The sequence below is a fragment of the Tessaracoccus pujii genome (genome assembly GCF_054483895.1).
Map to the genome: position 1 here is coordinate 3,285,061 of NZ_CM137012.1, position 19,726 is coordinate 3,304,786.

Annotated in this window: 18 protein-coding genes; 9 read left to right on the plus strand and 9 right to left on the minus strand. The window is 68.8% G+C overall.

Features of this window, described 5'->3' with window-relative positions; all coding sequences use genetic code 11:
* Window positions 1-132: 132 nt before the first annotated feature.
* The 7 genes from ACX1D0_RS15295 (at window position 133) to ACX1D0_RS15325 (ending at window position 8,976) form a co-directional block, all read left to right on the plus strand.
* A complete protein-coding gene (locus ACX1D0_RS15295; protein WP_459018852.1) occupies window positions 133-1,650 on the plus strand; it encodes a sugar ABC transporter ATP-binding protein in 1,518 nt (505 codons plus the stop codon).
* Window positions 1,647-2,654, plus strand: a complete 1,008-nt coding sequence (locus tag ACX1D0_RS15300; protein WP_459018853.1) for an ABC transporter permease — start codon at window positions 1,647-1,649, stop codon at window positions 2,652-2,654. Before ACX1D0_RS15295 ends, ACX1D0_RS15300 begins: the two co-directional genes overlap by 4 nt.
* A 62-nt stretch (window positions 2,655-2,716) precedes the next feature.
* On the plus strand, window positions 2,717-3,772 hold the full coding sequence (locus ACX1D0_RS15305) for an ABC transporter substrate-binding protein (protein WP_459018854.1): 1,056 nt from the start codon (window positions 2,717-2,719) through the stop codon (window positions 3,770-3,772).
* Window positions 3,773-3,866: 94 nt separating this feature from the next.
* Window positions 3,867-5,636, plus strand: a complete 1,770-nt coding sequence (locus tag ACX1D0_RS15310) for an L-fucose isomerase (RefSeq protein WP_459018855.1) — start codon at window positions 3,867-3,869, stop codon at window positions 5,634-5,636.
* A 409-nt stretch (window positions 5,637-6,045) separates the two neighbouring features.
* Window positions 6,046-7,482: a rhamnulokinase gene (locus ACX1D0_RS15315; protein ID WP_459018856.1), complete on the plus strand. Its 1,437-nt coding sequence runs from the start codon at window positions 6,046-6,048 to the stop codon at window positions 7,480-7,482.
* Complete coding sequence (locus ACX1D0_RS15320; RefSeq protein ID WP_459018857.1) at window positions 7,479-8,462, plus strand: LacI family DNA-binding transcriptional regulator; 984 nt, start codon at window positions 7,479-7,481, stop codon at window positions 8,460-8,462. The genes ACX1D0_RS15315 and ACX1D0_RS15320 overlap by 4 nt, the downstream gene beginning before the upstream one ends.
* 70 nt (window positions 8,463-8,532) lie before the next feature.
* On the plus strand, window positions 8,533-8,976 hold the full coding sequence (locus ACX1D0_RS15325; protein WP_459018858.1) for an RbsD/FucU domain-containing protein: 444 nt from the start codon (window positions 8,533-8,535) through the stop codon (window positions 8,974-8,976).
* 14 nt (window positions 8,977-8,990) lie between these two features.
* Here the strand turns inward: ACX1D0_RS15325 and lplAB are convergent, their stop codons facing one another.
* From lplAB to ACX1D0_RS15365, 8 genes are all read right to left on the minus strand, one after another.
* Complete coding sequence (gene lplAB, locus ACX1D0_RS15330; protein ID WP_459018859.1) at window positions 8,991-10,040, minus strand: lipoate-protein ligase LplAB; 1,050 nt, start codon at window positions 10,038-10,040, stop codon at window positions 8,991-8,993.
* Window positions 10,041-10,049: 9 nt separating this feature from the next.
* Entirely contained in the window at window positions 10,050-10,286 is a 237-nt protein-coding gene (locus ACX1D0_RS15335; RefSeq protein ID WP_459018860.1) for a thioredoxin family protein, read from the minus strand.
* A 21-nt stretch (window positions 10,287-10,307) separates the two neighbouring features.
* A complete protein-coding gene (locus tag ACX1D0_RS15340) occupies window positions 10,308-11,345 on the minus strand; it encodes a permease (RefSeq protein ID WP_459018861.1) in 1,038 nt (345 codons plus the stop codon).
* 2 nt (window positions 11,346-11,347) lie between these two features.
* Window positions 11,348-11,650 (minus strand): ArsR/SmtB family transcription factor, encoded by a 303-nt coding sequence (locus ACX1D0_RS15345; protein ID WP_459018862.1) that lies wholly within the window; start codon window positions 11,648-11,650, stop codon window positions 11,348-11,350.
* Between the two features lie 64 nt (window positions 11,651-11,714).
* Window positions 11,715-12,509: a sulfite exporter TauE/SafE family protein gene (locus ACX1D0_RS15350; RefSeq protein ID WP_459018863.1), complete on the minus strand. Its 795-nt coding sequence runs from the start codon at window positions 12,507-12,509 to the stop codon at window positions 11,715-11,717.
* On the minus strand, window positions 12,506-12,853 hold the full coding sequence (locus ACX1D0_RS15355; protein WP_459018864.1) for a rhodanese-like domain-containing protein: 348 nt from the start codon (window positions 12,851-12,853) through the stop codon (window positions 12,506-12,508). The genes ACX1D0_RS15350 and ACX1D0_RS15355 overlap by 4 nt, the downstream gene beginning before the upstream one ends.
* The gene (locus ACX1D0_RS15360; protein WP_459018865.1) at window positions 12,850-14,223 is read right to left on the minus strand and encodes a rhodanese-like domain-containing protein; all 1,374 of its coding nucleotides are present in this window, start codon (window positions 14,221-14,223) and stop codon (window positions 12,850-12,852) included. The genes ACX1D0_RS15355 and ACX1D0_RS15360 overlap by 4 nt, the downstream gene beginning before the upstream one ends.
* Window positions 14,224-14,285: 62 nt before the next feature.
* Window positions 14,286-14,957 (minus strand): fructose-6-phosphate aldolase, encoded by a 672-nt coding sequence (locus tag ACX1D0_RS15365; RefSeq protein ID WP_459018866.1) that lies wholly within the window; start codon window positions 14,955-14,957, stop codon window positions 14,286-14,288.
* 202 nt (window positions 14,958-15,159) lie between these two features.
* Between ACX1D0_RS15365 and ACX1D0_RS15370 the strand changes: the two genes are divergently transcribed.
* Entirely contained in the window at window positions 15,160-16,230 is a 1,071-nt protein-coding gene (locus ACX1D0_RS15370) for a hypothetical protein (protein WP_459018867.1), read from the plus strand.
* Between the two features lie 43 nt (window positions 16,231-16,273).
* The gene (locus tag ACX1D0_RS15375) at window positions 16,274-18,163 is read left to right on the plus strand and encodes a hypothetical protein (protein ID WP_459018868.1); all 1,890 of its coding nucleotides are present in this window, start codon (window positions 16,274-16,276) and stop codon (window positions 18,161-18,163) included.
* A gap of 9 nt (window positions 18,164-18,172) precedes the next feature.
* On the opposite strand, the gene ACX1D0_RS15380 is transcribed toward ACX1D0_RS15375, so the two are convergent.
* Entirely contained in the window at window positions 18,173-19,411 is a 1,239-nt protein-coding gene (locus ACX1D0_RS15380) for an MFS transporter (protein ID WP_459018869.1), read from the minus strand.
* Window positions 19,412-19,726 lie beyond the last annotated feature (315 nt).

The following is a 19,726-nucleotide window of genomic DNA, read 5'->3' on the forward strand; positions in this document are numbered from 1 at the left end:
TATACCCCAGTGGGTATCGGTTCATCACACTTCTATAACGGCGCTGGCCAACACCACGCCCGTAAGATAGCGTTAACATCGTTGCTGGTCGGGCGGTTCCGCCCGGGGCCCGGCAGGTACGAAGGAGTACGTGTGACCACACTTCTAGAGCTGAAGAACGTCTCGAAGACGTTCCCCGGCGTCAAGGCGCTGAGCAACGTCCACCTGGATCTCAATGCGGGCGAGGTGCTCGGTCTGTGCGGTGAGAACGGCGCGGGCAAGTCCACCCTGATGAAGATCCTCACAGGCATCTACACCCCGGATCCGGGGGCGGAGATCTGGCTGCAGGGCAAGCAGGTGGAGGTACGCAACACCAACCACGCGCGGGACCTGGGGCTCAGCATCATCCACCAGGAACTCAACATGGTGCCGGATCTCACTGTGGCGCAGAACCTGTTTCTCGGCCGTCCCGGCAGCCACAAGGGCGGCTACATCGACGACGCCAAGCTCAACCGCGACGCCGCGGACCTGATCGAGCGCCTCGGCATGAACCTCAACCCCAAGACCTACGTGCGGGACCTGTCGGTCGCGCGGCAGCAGATGGTGGAGATCGCCCGCGCGATGTCCTATGACTCGCGCATCCTCGTCATGGACGAGCCGACGGCGGCCCTCACGCTCGCCGAGACCGACGCGCTCTTCGGCATGATCCGTGACTTCGTCACCCCGGAGACCGGGCTGATCTACATCTCCCACCGCATGCCGGAGATCGAGGAGATCACGGACCGTGTGTCCGTGCTGCGCGACGGCCAGTACATCGGCACCGTCGTCACCAAGGATGTGGAGATCCGCGAGATCATCTCGATGATGGTGGGCCGCGAGGTCTCGGGCGACGCGCGCCCCCGCACCAAGCCGGTCTCCGACGAGGTGGTCCTCAAGGTCGAGGGTCTCAACACCACGAAGCTGGTGCGCGACGTCAGCTTCGAGGTCCGCAAGGGCGAGGTACTGGGATTCGCCGGGCTGATGGGCGCCGGTCGCACCGAGGTGGCCCGGGCCGTCTTCGGCGCGGATCCCCGCACCAGCGGAGAGATTTCGCTGCACGGGAAGAAGGTGGGCATCCGGACGGCGGCCGACGCGGTCCGGGCCGGGATCGGCTACCTCTCGGAGGACCGCAAGCAGTTCGGAGTCCTGTTGGACCAGGACGTCAAGGCCAACACGGCTATGGCGGCCATGAAGGACTTCCACATCGGCGGTTTCATCCTCGACGGCAAGATCCGCACCGTGGGCACCGAGTACTCGAAGAAGCTCCGGGTCAAGACGCCCAACGTCAACCAGTTGCTCGGCAAGCTCTCGGGCGGTAACCAGCAGAAGGTGGTCATCGCCAAGTGGCTGGTGCGCAACTGCGACGTGCTGATTTTCGACGAGCCCACCCGAGGCATCGACGTCGGCGCCAAGGAGGAGATCTACAACCTCATTGAGCAGCTGTCCGGCCAGGGCAAGGCGATCGTCGTCATCTCATCCGAACTGCCGGAGGTGCTGCGGGTCTCGCACCGCATCGCGGTCATGGCCCACGGCCACATCACGGGATTCCTCGACAACGAGGACGCCACTCAGGAGAACATCATGGAGCTCGCCACCGTCGGCAAGGCTCAGTTGAAAGGAAACGCAGCGTGAGCACTGAAGCCGCCTCCAAGGCCGCCCCTGCCCAGCAGTCACAGATTCGGACGTTCCTCAAGTCCTCGCTTCAGCAGCTGTTCGTCTTCGCAGCGCTGATCGTCGTCTTTGTGTTCTTCATGGTCTTCGCCCCCAACTTCAACGCCGGCGTCGTGATCCCCAACATCCTGCTCCAGGCCGCTGCGATCGGCACGATCGCGCTGGGAGCCACGTTCGTCATCGGCACCGGCGGCATCGATCTGTCGGCCGGCACGGGCATGACGTTCACCGCGGTCATGGCGGGCGTCTTCATGTCGGCGGAGTTCATGAACCTCCCGCTCGGCATCGGCCTCCTCCTCACGATCCTCGTGGGAGCGGTGATGGGCATGGTCAACGGCTTCCTGATCGCGTACCTGCACATCCCGCCGTTCATCGCCACGCTGGCGATGATGATGGTGACCCGAGGTCTCTCGTTGATCATCTCCAACGCCTCGTCGATCAAGATCGCCAACCCGGACTACTCGCTCATCTCCAACGGGCGGATCATCCCCTTCCTGTCGAACGCGGCGCTGATCTTCGTGCTCCTCGGCATCGTCGCCGCCGTGATCCTGGGCAAGACGCTGCTGGGCCGCTACGCACTGGCGATCGGCTCCAACGAGGAGGCCACCCGGCTCTCCGGCATCAACGTCAAGCTGTGGAAGGCGCTGGTCTACATCACCGCCGGCATCTTCACCGCCCTCGGCGCCATCCTCTACTCCGGCCGGTTCGGCTTCGTTCAGCCCGCGGAGGGCCTGGGCATGGAACTGCAGGTCATCGCGGCTGTGGTCATCGGCGGCACGTCGCTGTCAGGCGGCCGTGCCAACATCGTCGGCACCATGATGGGCGCACTGCTCATGATGACGCTGACCGTCGGGCTGCAGATGATGGGCGTCGCCCAGCAGTGGCAGCTCGTCGTCACTGGCGTCGTCGTCCTCTTGGCCGTCTACGCGGACATCGTGCGCCGCCAGCGCGCCTCTGCCGTCTAGACCCTCACAACTTCATCCACCTCATGGGAGGGCGGTCCTCCCAGAACCGAAAGGAAACCGCCATGCGCATGTTGCGCTCCGCACTGGCAATGTCGTCAGTGCTCGTCCTGGGCCTCACGGCCTGCTCCACCTCCTCGACCCCCACGTCGTCGGCTCCGGCCCCGGCGGAAAGCACCAGCTCGTCCGCGCCGGCCGAGTCCTCCGCTCCGGCCGAATCCTCGGCGCCCGCCGAGGGCGAAGTCCCCATGGGCGATGGCACCCAGACCATCTACCTGGTGTCAAAGGGCTTCCAGCACCGCTTCTGGCAGGCAGTCAAGCAGGGCGCTGAGGAAGCCGGCGAGGAATACAAGTACAAGGTCGAGTTCGTCGGCCCGGAGAACGAGCAGGCCGTCACGCAGCAGCTCGACCAGCTCCGCACCGCACTCCAGCAGCAGCCCGCCGCCATCGGCTTCGCCGCACTGGACTCCGGCGCAGCCGGCCCGGTGCTCGAGGAGATCCAGGCCGCGAACATCCCGATCATCGCCTTCGACTCCGGCGTGGACTCCGACATCCCGTTGACCACCGTCTCCACCGACAACAAGGCCGCCGCTGCTGAGGCTGCCAAGAACATGGTGGAGCTGCTGGGCGGAAAGGGCACAGTCGGCATGGTCTGCCACGACCAGACCTCGGCCACCGGCAAGCAGCGGTGCGAGGGCTTCCAGGAGTACATGGCAGCCAACGCACCCGACATCAAGGTGCTGCCGCCGCAGTACGCGGGTGAGGTCGGCCTCGCCGCCAACACCGCCAAGGCGCTCATCCAGGCCAACGCGGACATCACCGGCATCTACGGCTCCAACGAGGCCTCGGCCATCGGCGCCCTCCAGGGCACCATCGAGTCCGGCAAGGAACTCAAGGTGGTCGGCTTCGACTCCGGCAAGGCCCAGCTCGACGCCATCCGCAGCGGCCAGGAGGCCGGTGCCATCACCCAGTCGCCCGTGAAGATGGGCTACGAGACCGTCGTGGCGGCCATCAAGGCCATCAACGGACAGGAACTGCCGAAGATCATCGACTCCGGCTTCGCCTGGTACGACGCCAGCAACATCGACGATCCTGAGATCGCCGCAAACCTGTACGAGTGAGTGACGCCGGGGTGGGTCCGTCAGGGCCCACCCCGGCCCACGTCCAGACACCACCGAAGAACCTCACAAAGAAGAAACAAAGAAGGTGTGATTCGTGACCAACTACCCCAGGATCGGCATTCGCCCCATCATCGACGGCCGTCGACGCGGCGTCCGCGAGAGCCTTGAAGACCAGACCATGAACATGGCTCTGCGGGTCAAGGAACTCTACGAGGCGGAGCTGCGATACCCCGACGGCAGCCCCGTGCAGGTCGTCATCGCTGACTCCACCATCGGGCGCGTCTCCGAGGCGCAGGCCTGCGCGGAGAAGTTCCGCCGCGAGAACGTCGGGCTCACGCTGTCGGTCACGCCGTGCTGGGCGTACGGGTCCGAGACGATCGACATGGATCGCGCCATTCCGCACGCCATCTGGGGCTTCAACGGCTCCGAGCGCCCGGGCGCCGTGTACCTCGCGGCTGCCCTTGCCGGCCACACCCAGCTGGGCATCCCCGCCTTCGGCATCTACGGCGAAGAGGTCCAGGACGCAGACGACGATTCCGTGCCCTCCGAGGTGCGCCAGCGGCTGCTGGACTACGCGGGTGCCGGTCTGGCCGTCGCGCTCATGAAGGGCAGGTCGTATCTCTCCATCGGTGGAGTGTCGATGGGTATCGCCGGCTGCGTGGTCAAGGAGGAGTTCTGGAACTACTACCTGGGCATGCGCAACGAGTACGTCGACATGGTGGAGATCGAGCGCCGGATCGAGCAGGGCATCTACGACAAGGACGAGTACGAGGCCGCTTACGCGTGGGTCCGCGAGAACCTCACCCAGGGCGAGGACTTCAACCCCGAGGAGTGGCAGGCCTCGGCCGAGGAGCATGAGGCATGGTGGGCCTACAGCACCAAGATGGTGCTCATCGGCCGCGACCTCATGGAGGGCAACCCGAAGCTCGCCGAGATGGGCTTCGAGGAGGAGGCCGGCGGCCACGGCGCGCTGATCTCCGGCTTCCAGGGCCAGCGCCAGTGGACGGACTACCTGCCCAACGGCGACCTGATGGAGACCCTGGTCAACACGCAGTTCGACTGGAACGGCAAGCGCCGCCCCAGCCTCATGGCCACGGAGAACGACAACCTCAACGGCGCCTCCATGATGGTCAACTATCTGCTCACGAACCGGGCGCAGATCTTCTCGGACGTGCGCACCTACTGGAGCGCGGACGCCATCGAGCGGGTCACCGGGCACCGCCCGGAGGGGCGTGCCGCCGGCGGTGTGATCGACCTGCGCAACTCCGGCGCCACGACGCTGGACGGCACGCTGGCGGCCACCGACGACGAGGGCGACCACGTCATCAAGCCCTGGTGGGACCTGACAGATCAGGACATCTCCGCCATGACCGAGGCCACCACGTTCCACCCGGCCAACATGGGCTACTTCCGCGGCGGCGGCTTCTCGACGCACTTCCGCTCCGCCGGGGACGTGCCCGTGACCATGACGCGCATCAACTGGGTCGACGGGCTGGGTCCCGTGATGCAGCTGGCCGAGGGCTACACCGTCGAACTGCCCGACGAAGCGGCCAAGACTATCGAGCTGCGGACCGATCCCGGGTGGCCCACCACCTGGTTCGTGCCCACCATCACCGGCGAGGGCGCCTTCACGTCCGTCTATGACGTGATGAACGCCTGGGGCTCCAACCACGGAGCCATCACCTACGGCCACATCGGACACCAGCTGATCACGCTGGCCTCGATGCTCCGCATCCCTGTGAACATGCACAACGTGTCACGTGAGCGGATCTTCCGGCCGAAGAACTGGCTGGGCTTCGGCACCGCCGATCTGGAGGGAGCCGACTACCGCGCCTGCGCGCAGTTCGGCCCGCTCTACAACTAGCACACGGGGGGCGAGCCCCCCGTGAACCCCCCGCACGGGGGGCAAGCCCCCCGTGCGCCCCCGTGACCCAACACGGGGCTCCGGCCCCGTGCGTCCATCTTCGCCCCGCGGTGCTCGCTTCGCTCGCGCGATTCCATGTTCCGGGGAACCAGGCTCCTTCTTCGCGGTTCCCCAGGCTCGCTTTGCTCGCGCGATTCGATGTTCCGGGGAACCAGGCTCCTTCGTCGCGGTTCCCCGGGCTCGCTTCGCTCGCGCGATTCCATGTTCCGGGGAACCAGGCTCCTTCGTCGCGGTTCCCCGGGCTCGCTTCGCTCGCGCGATTCCATGTTCCGGGGAACCAGGCTCCTTCTTCGCGGTTCCCCAGGCTCGCTTGATCGATCAACCGAACCACCACTCAGGAGGAAGAGAAGTGTCAACCGTCACCGCGCTGGCCGTCGACCTCGGCTCGTCGTCGGGCCGGATCATCGCCGGCACCCTCGACGACGGCGTCGTCCATGAGGTGGAAGTGCGGCGGTTCGAGCACGCGGCCACACTGCAGGGCCCCTTGGCAGGCTCAGGCCGGCACGGGTACCTCGCCTGGGATCTGGACTACATCTGGGCCGAGGTTGTGGCCGGCCTGCGCGACGCAGTCGCCCGCTTCCCCGGCGCCGTCAGCGTCTCTGTGGACACCTGGGGCGTGGACTACGTGCCGGTGGACACCGTCGGCTCGAGGCTGACACCGGGCCGCGCCTACCGCGATGAGCGCACCGCCCGCACCCACGCCGCGTTCCGCGAGCGTCTCAGCGACGAGGCCGCCTGGAACGCCACGGGCATCGCGCCCGCCACCATCAACACCGCCAACCAGCTGTTCGCCTTCCTCACGGAGGAACCGGACGTCGCGGCCACCGTCGACCAGGTCCTGCTGCTGCCTGATTACGTCACATTCCTGCTGTCCGGCGTGCGCGGGTGGTCACGATCCCACGCCTCGTCGTCGGGCCTCACGCGCCCGGGGGCCCACGAGTTCAGCGACGAGGTGTTCGAGGCTCTCGGCATCCCCCGATCCTGGGTCGGGGAGGTCACCCCCGAGCTCACGGTCGTCGGCCCGTGCACCGTGGAAGGGCTGGGGCAGCTGACGGTGGTGCGGGCCGGTGCCCACGACACCGCCTGCGCCGTACACGCACTGCAGCGCGACGCGGCGGATGAGTCCTACTTCCTGTCCTGCGGCTCGTGGTCCGTGCTCGGAGTTCTCCGCGACGAGCCGCTCATGTCCCGCGAGGCCTACGAGCTCGGCCTCACCAACGAGGCCCGCGCCGACGACGGCTTGCGCCCCCTCTTCAACATCACCGGGCTGTGGATCCTGCAGGAATGCCAGCGGGAGTGGAGGGCCGCCGGGGGCGTGCACGACATCGTCGAGCTGGTGGAGAGGGCCAATGCCGCTCCGTCGCTGCGCTGCGTCATCAACCCCGACGAGCCGCAGTTCGCTCAGCCCGGCGGCATGGTGGCCCGGATCACCGCGTCGCTCGCCGGCCAGGGCGCGGACACCGAGGCACTCGACGAGGGCGCCATCGTGCGCGTGATCCTCGAGTCGCTGGCGGCCCGCTACGCCCGAGGCATCGCGGACCTCTCCGCACTGACCGGTCACCCACCGCGGCAGCTCAATCTCGTGGGCGGCGGATCCCGAAACACCCTGCTCTGCCAACTGACGGCCGACGCCGTCGGGGTGCCGGTGGTCGCGGGGCCGGTGGAGGCGTCGTCGCTCGGCTCCCTCCTGGCCCAGCTGGAGGTCATGGGCCACCTTGATCCGGCGGACCGCAACGACGTCATCGCGGCCTCTGCCCACACGATCCGGTACGAGGCCCGGCCGTGAGCCGCCGCGGGCAGCGCGCGAACCTGCGCGATATCGCCGAGGCGGCAGGCGTGTCCATGCAGACGGCCTCACGCGTGGTGCGCGGGGTGGACGTGGTGGCCGAACCCACCCGCCAGCGCGTCCTGGAGGCCGTCGAGCGGCTCCACTACCAACCCAACATGGCTGCCCGGTCGCTGTCGGCCCACCGCACCGGGTCGGTGCACGTGATCGACGCGGTCCCCCTGTTGCACGGCCATGCCACCAGCTTCGTCGTCATCTGCCAGCAACTCGCGGCACTGGGGCTGCACATCTCCACCTCCGTCATCCGCTCCGGGCTGGACGGGCTCCCGCTGCACGAGCTGGTCCCCGTGGGTGCCGACGGCGTGATCATCCTGGGCGGACGCGACGAGCCGAGCCTGTGGGTCAACACCGTCGCCAGCAGGCTGCCCACCGTGTACGTCGGCCAGATCCAGGACCTGCCGGCGCCGGCGGTGGGGGTAGCGCTGGATCACCGGCTCGGGGCCAGGCTCGCCGTGGACCATCTCGTCGCGAGGGGGTCGCGGCGCGTCGCACATGTCGCCGGACCGATGGAATGGTCCGACGCGCTGCAGCGGCACGACGGATACCTCGAGGCGTGCATGGCCGCCGGCATGGAGCCGGTGGTGCTGCATGCGGGATCCTGGGACGCCGCGACAGCCGCGCCCCTCATGCGGGAGCTGCCCGCGGACGTCGACGCCATCTTCGCGGCCAACGACCACCTGGCGCTGGGCTGCATGACCACGCTGCAGCTGGCCGGAAGGTCGGTGCCGGGCGACGTCCGGGTGGTCGGTTTCGATGACGTCGTCGGCGCCGAATCCTTCCTTCCCGCGCTCACGACGGTGCGGCAGGACTTCCGCACGGTGGGGGAGACGGCCGTGGCCACCCTCAACCTGCTGCTCAACGGTCAGCCCGCCGAGCCGACCACCATCACCCCCGCCCTCGTGGTGCGAGCCAGCACCTGACGACGACATCCACTGAGGCCTCGCGCCTCATCAGTGCCGGGCGCTCGCCCGGCCCAAGCAAGGAGATCACATGCTCTACGGACCCATGACCCATCCGCAGCTCCTCGGCGCCCTCGGCCGCGCAGGGCACAGCAGCAAGATCCTGATCACCGACGGCAACTACCCGGCGGCCACGGGCGCACCGGCGACGGCGGAGCGGATCTACCTCAACCTGGCGCCCGGCCTGCTCACCGTCTCCGACATCCTCGAGGTGCTCAAGCTCACCATCCCGATCGAGGAGGCGGGGATCATGGTCCCCGCGGCGGACGTCCCCGCCGGCGAGCGGCCCGCGTCGATTCCCGCCCACGACGAGTACCGGGCGGCGCTGCCGGGCATCGCCGTGGTGGAGATCCCGCGATGGGACTTCTACGACGTGGCGAAGTCGGCCGATGTGTCCGTGGTGATCGTCAGCGCGGACCAGCGGCTCTACGCCAACCTGCTCCTCACCGTCGGGGTTCGCCAGCCCGGCGAGTAGCCGACGCAGGATACTCAGGGGATCCGCTTCGTCCACGCCTCCGAGCTGAACTTGGTCTCCACCAGCTCCTTGGCCGCGGCCAGCTCGTCGTCGCCGTAGGTGCGTCGCTGCGTCGCATAGCGGCCCTCGAAGTGCGCCAGGAACGAGGCGATGATCGCGTCGCGGGGCAGCCGGGTCTGCGAACGGAGCGGGTCCACGCGCTTGTTGGCGGACTTCGTCCCCTTGTCGGACAGCTTCTCCCGCCCGATCCGGAGCACCTCCAGCATCTTGTCCGCGTCGATGTCGTAAGCCATGGTCACGTGATGCACGACGACGCCGCCAGTCACCCGACGCTGCGCCGCGCCGGCGATCTTTCCCTTGTCCGAGGCGATGTCGTTGAGCGGCACGTATCGGGCAATGACGCCCAGCTCGGCCAGCGCGCCCATCACCCACTGGTCCAGGAACTCGTAGCTGCGCTCGAAGCTCAGCCCTTCGACGAGCGAGGCCGGCACCACGAGCGAGTAGGTGACGCAGTTGCCGGGCTCCATGAACATGGCCCCGCCGCCGGTGATCCGTCGCACCACGTTGATGCCGTGCCTGGCGCGGCCCTCGTCGTCGATCTCGTTGCGGTAGGACTGGAACGAGCCGATCACCACGAGCGGTTGGTCCCACTCCCAGATGCGGAGGCTGGGGTTGATCTCGCCCCGGGCGAGCCGGGCCGCGATCACCTCGTCGAGCGCCACGTGCATTCGGGGGTCCATCGAGACCGGGCCGATCACGTCGAACGTGTGATCCGACCAGTCGGACGCGTGGCCGAGCGCGCGGCGCACGGCGATCCCCACCGCCTCGGGGGTGAAGCCGATGAGCGTGGCCGCCGGATCCAGCCGGGCGGTGATGCCCGCGGCCAGGTCGGCCACCGACGACGACTCCGGCATTCCCAGCAGCGCGCCGTTGATGTCGTCGAGGGCCTCGTCGGGCTCCAGGAAGAAGTCCCCGGAGACAGCCGCGTGCGCTATCCGCCCGCCCTCTGCCTCGATGTCGACGGCGACCAGTTTGCCGCCAGGGACCTTGTACTCACCGCGCATCCCCCGAGACTAGCGGGCCCGGATCAGCTCCACGATCTGGCCGGGCGTCGGCACCCGGCCGTACGAGACGACGTCGCCGTCGATGACCAACCCAGGGGTGCTCATCACCCCGTGGGCCATGATGTCGGCGTACCCGGTGACCTTCTCAACCTCGGCATCGAGGTTGAGGCGGGCGAGGGCCTCGCGGACGTTCTTCTCCAGGTTGACGCAGTTCTTGCAGCCGGGGCCGAGGACCTCGATCAGCATGGGTGTTCCTTCTTTCCAGGATCAGGCGAACAGGTTGACGAAGAGTCCGATGGCGATGATGGCCAGCGAGACGCTGCCGAAGAACAACGCCAGCAGCTTGGGCTTGAGGACCTGCTTGAGGAGGATGAACTCAGGCAGCGAGAGCGCGACGGTGGCCATCATGAAGGACATCACCGTGCCCAGCGACATCCCCTTGCTCCACAGCGCCTCCGCGATGGGGATGACGCCGGCGGCGTTGGCGTAGAGCGGGACGCCGGCGAGCGTGGCGAGCAGGACCGCGAAGGGGTTGTCCGGGCCGGCGTACGCGGCGAAGAACTCCGTGGGCACCCAGCCGTGGATGAGGGCGCCCACCCCGACGCCCACGAGGATCCATATCCAGACGCGGCCCACGATGTCGCGGGTCTCCTCCACGGCGGCCTCGACGCGCTCGTGCAGGGTGGGGCGCCTGCCTTCGGCCTGCAGGACGGACACCGGGGTCTTGAACACGAAGTCCGCCACGAGATGATCGAGCGTGAGGCGGCTGAAGATGAAGCCGATGGTGATGGCCGCGATGAGTCCGGCAGCGACGTAGGCGATGGTGTTCGGGATGCCGAAGGTGTCGGCGAGCAGCACCACCGCCACCTCGTTGACCAGCGGCGAGGCGATGAGGAATGTGAGCGTCACGGCCAGCGGGATGCCTGCGCCGACGAAGCCGATGAACAGTGGGATGGAACTGCACGAGCAGAACGGGGTGATCGCGCCGAAGAGCGCCGCCAGGACGAGGGAGAGCCAGAGCGGCTTGCCGGCGAGGAACTGCCGCACGCGCTCCGGGCGCAGCGTGGTGCGCAGCATCCCGATGGCGAAGATCATCCCCACCAGCAGGAGCAGGATCTTCGAGGTGTCGTAGAGGAAGAAGTGGGCTGCGCCGGGGAGCCGTTCCGTCAGGTCCAAGCCCAGGGCCCGGGTGAACAGGGCGTCCCATGCCACCTCGTTGAGGGCGTACAGCCCGGCCCAGACCGCGGCGGCGCCGACGAGCAGGCCGACGAGTTGTCGAGAGCCGGGGAGAGTGGGGGCCGACATGGTCAACCCCGCAACTCTCCGGGGAGCGCAGAGCGCACGAGGGCTGCGGCGCCGTCGGCCAGCGTGTAATCCACCCACCGCCCTCGACGGGTACCGACGATGAGGCCCGCTTCGCGCAGCACTTTGAGGTGGTAGCTGAGCAGGTTGGGGGCGATGTCGATCGACGCCTGCAGGTCGCACACGCATTGCGTGCGGGACGTGAGGATGGACAGCACCCGCCACCGGACGGGATCCGCGACGGCCTGCAGCACGGCCACGGCCCTGTCCTCGCGCAGCGACAGTTCAATGACGCTTGATTCAAGCATGATTGAATCGTACGCCCCCTGAAACTACGGCGGAGACGGGGTCGGCCTACCGCCCCGGCCAGGTCTAGATCTGGAGCAGGGTCTGGATCAGGATGAGGAGCGACGTGACCGCGAGCAGGGCGGCGAAGCCGAGGCCGAGCGTGCGCGCAGGCAGGCGACGGCCCACCTTGCCGCCGAGGATCGCGCCGGCGGCCGCGAGGATGCTGAACCATCCGATCAGCGTCCAGTCGACGTCGATGGCCACCGTCAGTCGTGTGGTCAGGGCCACCAGCGAGTTGAGCACGATGACCAGCAACGATGTGGCCACCGCCTGCTGCATCGTGAACCCGAGCGCGATCACCAGAGCCGGCACGATCGCGAAACCGCCGCCCACGCCGAAGAATCCGGTGAGGAGGCCCACGCCGGTCGCCGTCGCGGCCACCACGCCCAGGTGCCCCCAATTGATGCGCAACGGGTTCCGCTCCACCATGTGCGGCACCGGGGGCGGGGGAGCGGCTGATGGGCGGAGGAACTTCTTCGCCATCACCGCAGAGACCACCAGAAGCAGAACGGCGAACATGGCCATCAGCACGTTGCCGGGCATCTGCATGGAAACCAGCGAGCCGCCCACCGCTCCTGCCGTCCCCAGGGCCGCGAACGCCACGCCCTCAGCGGGCCGGACGAACCCGGCACGCCAGTGCCCGATCAGGCCCGCGCTCGCGGTCACGGTGACCACGATGAGCGAGCCCACCATCGCCGCGCTGGGCGGCTGGCTGGCCAGGTACACCAGCACGGGGACCGTGATGATGGCACCGCCGCCGCCGAGGGCACCCATGATGAGCCCCACCCCTACGGCCATCGGCACCATCCACCACGTCATCGGCTGACCTGCTCCGCGCCGTGCGGGCGGGTGGCGACGGGGTGCCCGGCCGCGATCCAGCCCAGGGTTCCGCTGCTGACCGAGATGGGTCGACGCCCGGCGCGCGCCAGGATGCGGCTGGCGGTGATCGACCGGTGACCGCTGCGGCAGATCACGTAGACGGTATGGTCTTCCGGCACCTCCGCGACGCGCGACCCCACCTCGCCGAGGGGGATGAGGACCGCGGACGGGACGTGCGCCTCGGCGTATTCGGTCGGCTCGCGGACGTCCAGGATGAAATCGCCCCGCTTCCAGGCCCGGTGCAGATCAGGGATGGTGCACTCGGTGACCTCGCCGTCGGTCACTGTCCGCTCACCATCGGGAGGCCGTTCTTCTCGGCGTTCTCGAAGTTGTCATCGATCGTGACGACTCTCCGGCCTGAGGCCGCGAGGATCGAGCCGGCGATCGACGACCGGTATCCGCTCTGGCAGTGCACCCAGATCTCGCCGTCGGGGGCCTCGTCGATGCGGGTGATGAGGTCGTGCAGCGGGATGTTGCTGGCGCCGTCGATGTGTTTGGTGGTGTATTCCGACGTCCGGCGGACGTCGAGGATCCGCACCTCGCGGTGGTGCCGCACCTGGCTGAGGTCGCCGAACTTCGCCTGCTGCAGCGTGGCGGGCTCGTCGGTCCAGTCCTCGGGCGTGCCGTGGGCGCTGGCCGCGATGTGGTCGATGCCGATGCGCGCGAGTTCCCGTTGGGCTTCGGACACCTGCTCCCTGGACTCGCCGAGCAGCGTGATCGGGGTCCCCCAGGGGATCATCCAGCCGATGTAGGTGGAGAGTTGGCCGTCGATGCCGAAGTTGAAGGAACCTGGCACGTGGCCGGCGGCGTAAGCAGTGCGGTTGCGAAGGTCGACCACCCACTCGCCATTCTCGAGGCGGGAGCGGATCTCGTCCTTGTCCGCGTGCGTGGGCTCCGACAGGTCCGGCGCATCGGGGCCGGTCGAGTTGGCCGGAGCCATGTGTGCGTAATAGGCGGGGTAGACGTCGAGCCCGGCCAGAATCTCCTCGATCCACTCGGTCTCGTCCTGCGTGAGCACGGGGTTGATCCGCTTCTCGCGGCCGATGGTGGACTCGGTGCCGTCGGTCTGGGTGGCGGAGCAGAAGCTCCCGAACCCGTGCGTCGGTAGGACCTCAGTGGCGTCGGGGAGCTCCGCGGCGAGGCGGTGGGCCGAGTTGTACTGGTGGCGAACGAGCTCATGCTTGTGGGCCTCGCCGAGCAGGTCCGGGCGCCCCGTGGCTCCGAACAGGAGCGAGCCACCGCTGAAGACCGCCTGGCCCTTGGCGTCGTCGTCGTCCGCGGTGGGGTCGAACAGCACGTAGGACAGATGCGTGTAGGTGTGGCCCGGGGTGGCGAGCGCCTTGACCGACATGGTGGGGCTGATCTCGACGACCTGGGTGTCGACGATGGGGGAGCGCTCGAACTGCACCTGGTCCTCGGCGTTGACGTAGTAGTCCGCGCCGCGCTCCTTGGCGAGCGCGAGGCCGCCGGTGACGTAGTCGTTGTGGATGTGGGTCTCGAAGACCGCCTTGAGCTCGACGCCCTCGTCGTCGAGGATCTGGGTCACTCGGTCGATGTCGCGCTGTGGGTCGATGACGAACGCGGACGTGCCGTCGTGCACCACGTAGCTACGGTCGCCGAGGGTGGGGGTGGCGATGGTGATGATTCGTGCCATGGGTCACTCCTTCGTTTTGAAGGAAGTATATACCCTGGGGGGTATCCCTTGGTCAGCGGCGCTCAAGGGAGGGTCGTCGTACCGTTCACTTCCTTCCAGTCCGAGATGAACGCGTCCACGGCGTCCTCGATCATCGGCGCCGACAGTGCCTGCCGCAGCAGCTTCGGCGACAGCGTCACCGCGTGAGCCCCTGCCTCCAGGGCGTGGGAGACCTGCGAGATGTTCTTGAAGCTGGCCGCCATGATCTTGCTCGGCGCGTCGAAGCGGTCGATGAAGCTGGCCAGGGCACTGAGGGTCCCGCGGGTGTCGATGTCCAGGCTCTGCATCCGGTTGTAGTACGGCGCAAGGTAGTCCACACCGGTCGCGATGGCCAGGAATCCCTGCGTCTTGGAGTAGATCGCCGTGGCGGTGACCTTGACGCCCTGCTCCTTGAGCGTGCGCATGGCCTGGATGCCGGCTTCGGTGGTGGGGATCTTGGGGTAGACGTTGGCGTCGATCTTGTCCAGCAGCCGGTGGGCCTCGTCGATCATGCCTTGGGCGTCCTTGGCCAGCACCTGGACGTGCAACGTGCGGTTGGGGCCGATGATCGAGCGGATCCGCCGCAGGTGGGCGTAGAAGTCGATCGGGCCCTCCTTCTTCAGGATCGAGGGGTTGGTGGTGACACCGGTGACGGGGTAGATGGGCGTGAGCCGCTCGATGTCGTCGAGGTTGGCGGTGTCGAACAGGATGTCCATGGGAGCCTTTCGGGAAGCGTCGCGGGATTGCGCCCTCGCACCATTCCACCACCGGCGAGGCGTGAACGTGAGGGATCGGAGGCGATCCGGGCGGATGCCCACTGGGCACTACCGCCCGTCGGCCCGGGGCGCGAGAATGGGCCCAGGGACCACGGCCAGCGGGATCGCCCCGGGCGGCCGTGTCCCAGAGACGAGGGTTTCCATGGCCGGCGACGACGCGGTCCCCGAACCGGTCGACGTGGATGATGCGGGCGCGCGGACCGGCCCCCGGCGTTCGCGAGCCTGGGCCTGGGCTGTTGCCGGCGGACTCGTCCTTGCCGCCCTCGCCATCCCCCTGGGATACCAGGCGCTGAGAGGCCCTGACGGGGCGGTCCCTGGCGGCACTCCCAGCGCCACCCCGTCGGCCTCGGAGTCGCCCGGGGATCCGACGCCGTCGCCCACCGAGCCCGCTCCCAGCCCGGAGCCGAGCGCTCCCTCCGGCGAGAACCCGTGCCCTGGGATCGCCGAGGAGGCGCGCGAGGGCACGCTCGAGCTCACCCCCTTCGACGGCGACCTCCCCGACGGCGCCGTCCGCGCCTGGCTGTGCGGAGACCCGAATGAGGGATTCTCGGCCACGGGCGGACCGGCGGAGCCGCTCACCGAGGGCGTGGGGGACCTGGTCGGCTCCTTCAACGCGCTCGAGCCGCTGCCCGCGGACATCGCCTGCACTGCCGAGTACCGCATGACGTACGTCGTGGTCGTCGACTACGCCGATGGGTCGAAGCGGCTGCGCGGCGAGTTGCACGGTTGCCGGGTGGTGAGCGACGGCGAGCGCCTGTTCTCAGGCGGCGAAGGGTTCCTGCAGGCGCTCGTCGGCCTCTGGGAGGAGCAGCGCGCCGGGCTGGAGGCCCCGACGGAGGCCCCGGCGGTGTGCCCGCCACTGAGCACCCTGCTCGCCACCACGCCGGATGCCGTGGTCGCGGGTTTCGTGTGCTCCAGGGACTACAGCGACATCCGCGTCCTCGGCGAGATCCCGGATGATCTCGTGGCGCGAATCATCGAGTCGCTGAAGTCGGACGTGGGCGGCGAGGTGCCCGGGGTGGACATGGACGACCGCGGCGCCTTGGTCCTCGTCGATGGGTGGGGCTCGACGATGTCGCTGGTGCCGCTGCTCGACGGCAACTTCGCCGTCGACCCCGGCCCGGTGACGCAGCTGGTCTCCTGGAAGCCGCCGGTCGACCTCGCCACGGACCTGGACGCACTCCTCGGCCCGGAGCCCTCTCCCACGCAGTAGGCCCATGGGGCGGTCGAGGGCCGAGTTCCGCCATACTGCGGGGATGCACCGCCTCTCTGCCCGCGACCTGAGACGCAGCCGTCCCCACCTCCTCGTCCTCCGGGTTGCGTGGACCGTGGTCGCGGCGTCCGTGCTCGTCTCGCTCATCGTCTCGTCGTCGGCGGTGGACTTCCAACGTCCGGCGCTGTGGTCGCCGGGATACGTGGCCTTCGGGCTGACCCTGACCGTGATCGCCGGAGGCGGACTGGTCTGGTACGCGCCGAGGAGCACCCTGGCGGCCTCCATGGCGGTGGCCGTCTTCGGCGCCGTGGCCGTACCCGGTGAGCCGGGGGCCTGGTGGGCGGTCGCGACACTCGCGGCCGCGCTGCTGTCCTTCCTGCTCGTGCGCGACAGCCGCAGCCGCCCGACCGGTGGCCTCGTCGTGCCGCGCACGGACGTGCCCTTCGCGTCGTCCTGGGCCGCGAGCCCTGCGCTGAACCGCTGGATCGGGGTGGCGTCGATGATCGCGCTGCCCGTCGTCGGTGTAGCCCTCCTCATCGCGCACCAGGTGTTCGTGGCCGACGTTGCCGCGTTCGAAGCCGGAGCTACCACCGTCTCGGCCCCGATCGTCCGCGTCGAGGAGGACTCCGCCGTGCTGATCGTGTCCGTCGACGGCCAGGAGGTGGAGTTCGAGGACCCGTGGCTCGGGGACGGCCCGGGTATTGGCGAGACCGTGGACCTGCTGACCGACGGGGCCGGGCGGGCCACGTTGATCGGCCCCGGCCAGGACAACCCGGCGTGGCTGCTCGGTGCGCTCGGCGCGCTCCCCCTCATCGGGGTCGCACTGTGGGGGAGGTTCCTGGCTCCTGGCCGCCGTCGGGCTGCGCTCGTGGCCAACGGCGGGCCCAGCGCAACCGTACGGGTGGTGTGCGATGGCGACGTGGCGCTGGTGCTGCCCGTGGACGCAGATTGGCCTGTGCTCGAGCTCACCCACCTTGATGGACACGCCGACCGCGCCGGAGTCCTGGCCGTGAGCGAGAAGCATGAGAGTGCCTGGGACGACGAGGACGAGGATGTCGACTCGGTCGACGTGGGCCAGCCCCTCCCGGCCAACGCAGCAGACCTCGCAGCCTGGGTCGACGGGGTGCGCGACGAGATCGAGAGCGAAGACCAGGAGACGATGACCAGCGAGGAAAAGATCCTCGCCGAAGCCGTGGTGGGTCCGGACACCAACGGCGCCGAGCCCTTCATCCTGGTCGGCAGCTGGGCGAGTGGCCACTCCGTGGCGCTGGCGCGCACCACGGGCCAGGTCTGGCTGGCGGAGGCGAGCGAACCCCGGCCCTTCCAGGGTCGGCGACGGCTCCTCGGCGCCCTGCGACCTGAGACGCCCGGTTGGGATCATGTGGACGATGCCGCCGCCGGGCCGGCCGAGCGACTGCAGGCCTGGGCGCTGAGGCACGCGTCCTGGACCAGATGGGCTGCCGCGTGTGGGGTCGCCATGCCGTTGGCTGTGCTCATCCCCTGGCTGGCGCTGGACCCGACCGCAGACTGGTGGGACCTCGCCCGGGTCGCCGGACTGGCGGTGGCGGCCGTCATCGCCCCCTTCTGGGCAACGTCGTGGTCGTGGCTCGAGTTCGGGCGAGTGCGTGCCGGGTTCGCCTGGTACGGGTTGGCGTTCGACGAGGTGGTCGCGCGGGATCGGGTTGAGATAGTCGTGGCAGGTCGGACCGCGGTGGCGGTCCGGCTGCGTGATCCCGACGACGTCATCGGCTTCGACCCCGAGGTGCTCATCGAGGGGGAGTCGAGCGCGGAGCGGGCCGCGGTGGAGCTGCGGTCGTGGGTCGAGTTCGCGCCTGCCGGCAGCCGCAGCGGTCGTCGTCCGGCCCCGGGACTCGTCGCGGCTCTCGCGCTCGTCGTCGCCTGGGCGGCACAGCTCATCCCCGCCTGGCTCTGAGCTGGTCGATCATCGCGCCCGCGCCCGCCCGAGTGTGACCACCAGCAACAGAAACGCGACCGCCTGCGCCGCGCCGATCACCACGATCAGCCAGCCGATGGAGACGTCGAGCAGCCAACCTGCGACGAAGCCGCCGACGATGGCGAAGGCGCCCTGGATCGCGGCGAAGATGCCGTAGGCGGTGGCCAGCTGCGGCGCCGGCACGAGGTCGGCGACCAGCGCCTTGATGGTCGAGTCCTGGATGCCGTACGCGGTCGCCCACACGGCCACGCCGACCAGTGCCCAGCCGAGGGACGGCGCGAACGCCATCGCCGGCACGGTTGCCACCAGCACTGGCACGACCAACAGCACCCGCGACCCCCACCTGTCGAACGCCCACCCCGTCGCCAGCGCGGCCATCGCTTCAACCAGCATCGCGCCCGCGTAGATCAGTGGGACGGCCGCTGTCTCGACGTCGAGGGTCCGCGTCAGGTGAACGGAGATGACCGCGAAGGTCACGAGGCCCGCGGTGGTCAGCGCGGCGGCAAGCGCATAGCCGAAGAACGGCCCGGGGAGGTCGGTTCCCATGGCCCCGCGCCACCACGAGGTCTGGGCCGCCTGCTTAGCCCCTTGCTCGGGGGCGTAGACGCTGGGGTCGGGCACGGCCCGTCGGATCGCCAGGAGGACGAGCATGGCGATGACGCCAGGCACGACCAGCCAGCCCAGGCCGAGCCAGATCGACCCTGTCGCCGCCACGATCGCGGCCATGAGCAGCGGGCCGGCGAACGCGCCCAGTTGGTCGAGGGCCTTGTGCACGCCGAACCCCTTGCCGCGACCCACCGCCTTGGCCGCGTAGGCCAGGAGCGCAGACTTCGAGGGGGACCGAACTGCCTTGCCGGCGCGCTCCAGCAGGATCATCGTGGACGCGAAGACCAGCCCTGCGGCGCCGAGCTGCGGGGACAGCCAGAGCAGGGGCACGCAGACCGCGGTCAGCGCATAGCCGACGATGGTGAACGACCAGTGCGCCCCCCGTCGGTCGGCCACCGGTCCCGCGAAAAGCCGCAGCACCAGGGCCATCGCCTCGCCCGCCCCGGAGACCAGGCCGACGATCGCCGACGACGCGCCCAGCGCCAGGAGCGCGGGCCCGTACAGGGACCGGGCGCCCTCGTAGACCATGTCGGCGAAGAGGCTGACCAGGCCGAACCCCAGTACTACGTTCCAGGCGGACGGAAGACCGCGGCTCGCGGGAGCCGGCGCGGGGGATGACACGCCCCCACCGTACTTGCGTAAGACCCTTCGCGCAGATGAGCGCGACGCTGGCCTGAGCTCTGCCGGCGTGGACGATGAGCCGGAAACGGCACTCGACCACCGGATCGTCGGTCTTGAACGTTCAAGCCGCCGCGACATCGAAAGCAGGCTCAACCCGGCCTCACGGAAGCCGTGTCCGGCTCAAGTTGGCCAACCGGGAGCCGTGTCCGGCTCAAGTTCCGCCAGGCGTAGATCCGGCGCGATGCGAGGTCGGTGGCGTGACCCCGATCGTGACCCCCTGAGCAGATGCCCAGTCTTTCGCGACCCGCCGCACGA

What these genes read in the sequence shown, in the direction of transcription:
- ACX1D0_RS15305 (WP_459018854.1), top strand. Translation starts at nt 2,717, where the DNA reads ATGCGCATGTTGCGCTCCGCACTGGCAATGTCGTCAGTGCTCGTCCTG.
- ACX1D0_RS15325 (WP_459018858.1), top strand. Translation starts at nt 8,533, where the DNA reads ATGCTCTACGGACCCATGACCCATCCGCAGCTCCTCGGCGCCCTCGGC.
- lplAB (WP_459018859.1), bottom strand. Translation starts at nt 10,040, where the DNA reads ATGCGCGGTGAGTACAAGGTCCCTGGCGGCAAACTGGTCGCCGTCGAC.
- ACX1D0_RS15335 (WP_459018860.1), bottom strand. Translation starts at nt 10,286, where the DNA reads ATGCTGATCGAGGTCCTCGGCCCCGGCTGCAAGAACTGCGTCAACCTG.
- ACX1D0_RS15340 (WP_459018861.1), bottom strand. Translation starts at nt 11,345, where the DNA reads ATGTCGGCCCCCACTCTCCCCGGCTCTCGACAACTCGTCGGCCTGCTC.
- ACX1D0_RS15345 (WP_459018862.1), bottom strand. Translation starts at nt 11,650, where the DNA reads ATGCTTGAATCAAGCGTCATTGAACTGTCGCTGCGCGAGGACAGGGCC.
- ACX1D0_RS15350 (WP_459018863.1), bottom strand. Translation starts at nt 12,509, where the DNA reads ATGACGTGGTGGATGGTGCCGATGGCCGTAGGGGTGGGGCTCATCATG.
- ACX1D0_RS15360 (WP_459018865.1), bottom strand. Translation starts at nt 14,223, where the DNA reads ATGGCACGAATCATCACCATCGCCACCCCCACCCTCGGCGACCGTAGC.
- ACX1D0_RS15365 (WP_459018866.1), bottom strand. Translation starts at nt 14,957, where the DNA reads ATGGACATCCTGTTCGACACCGCCAACCTCGACGACATCGAGCGGCTC.
- ACX1D0_RS15370 (WP_459018867.1), top strand. Translation starts at nt 15,160, where the DNA reads ATGGCCGGCGACGACGCGGTCCCCGAACCGGTCGACGTGGATGATGCG.
- ACX1D0_RS15375 (WP_459018868.1), top strand. Translation starts at nt 16,274, where the DNA reads ATGCACCGCCTCTCTGCCCGCGACCTGAGACGCAGCCGTCCCCACCTC.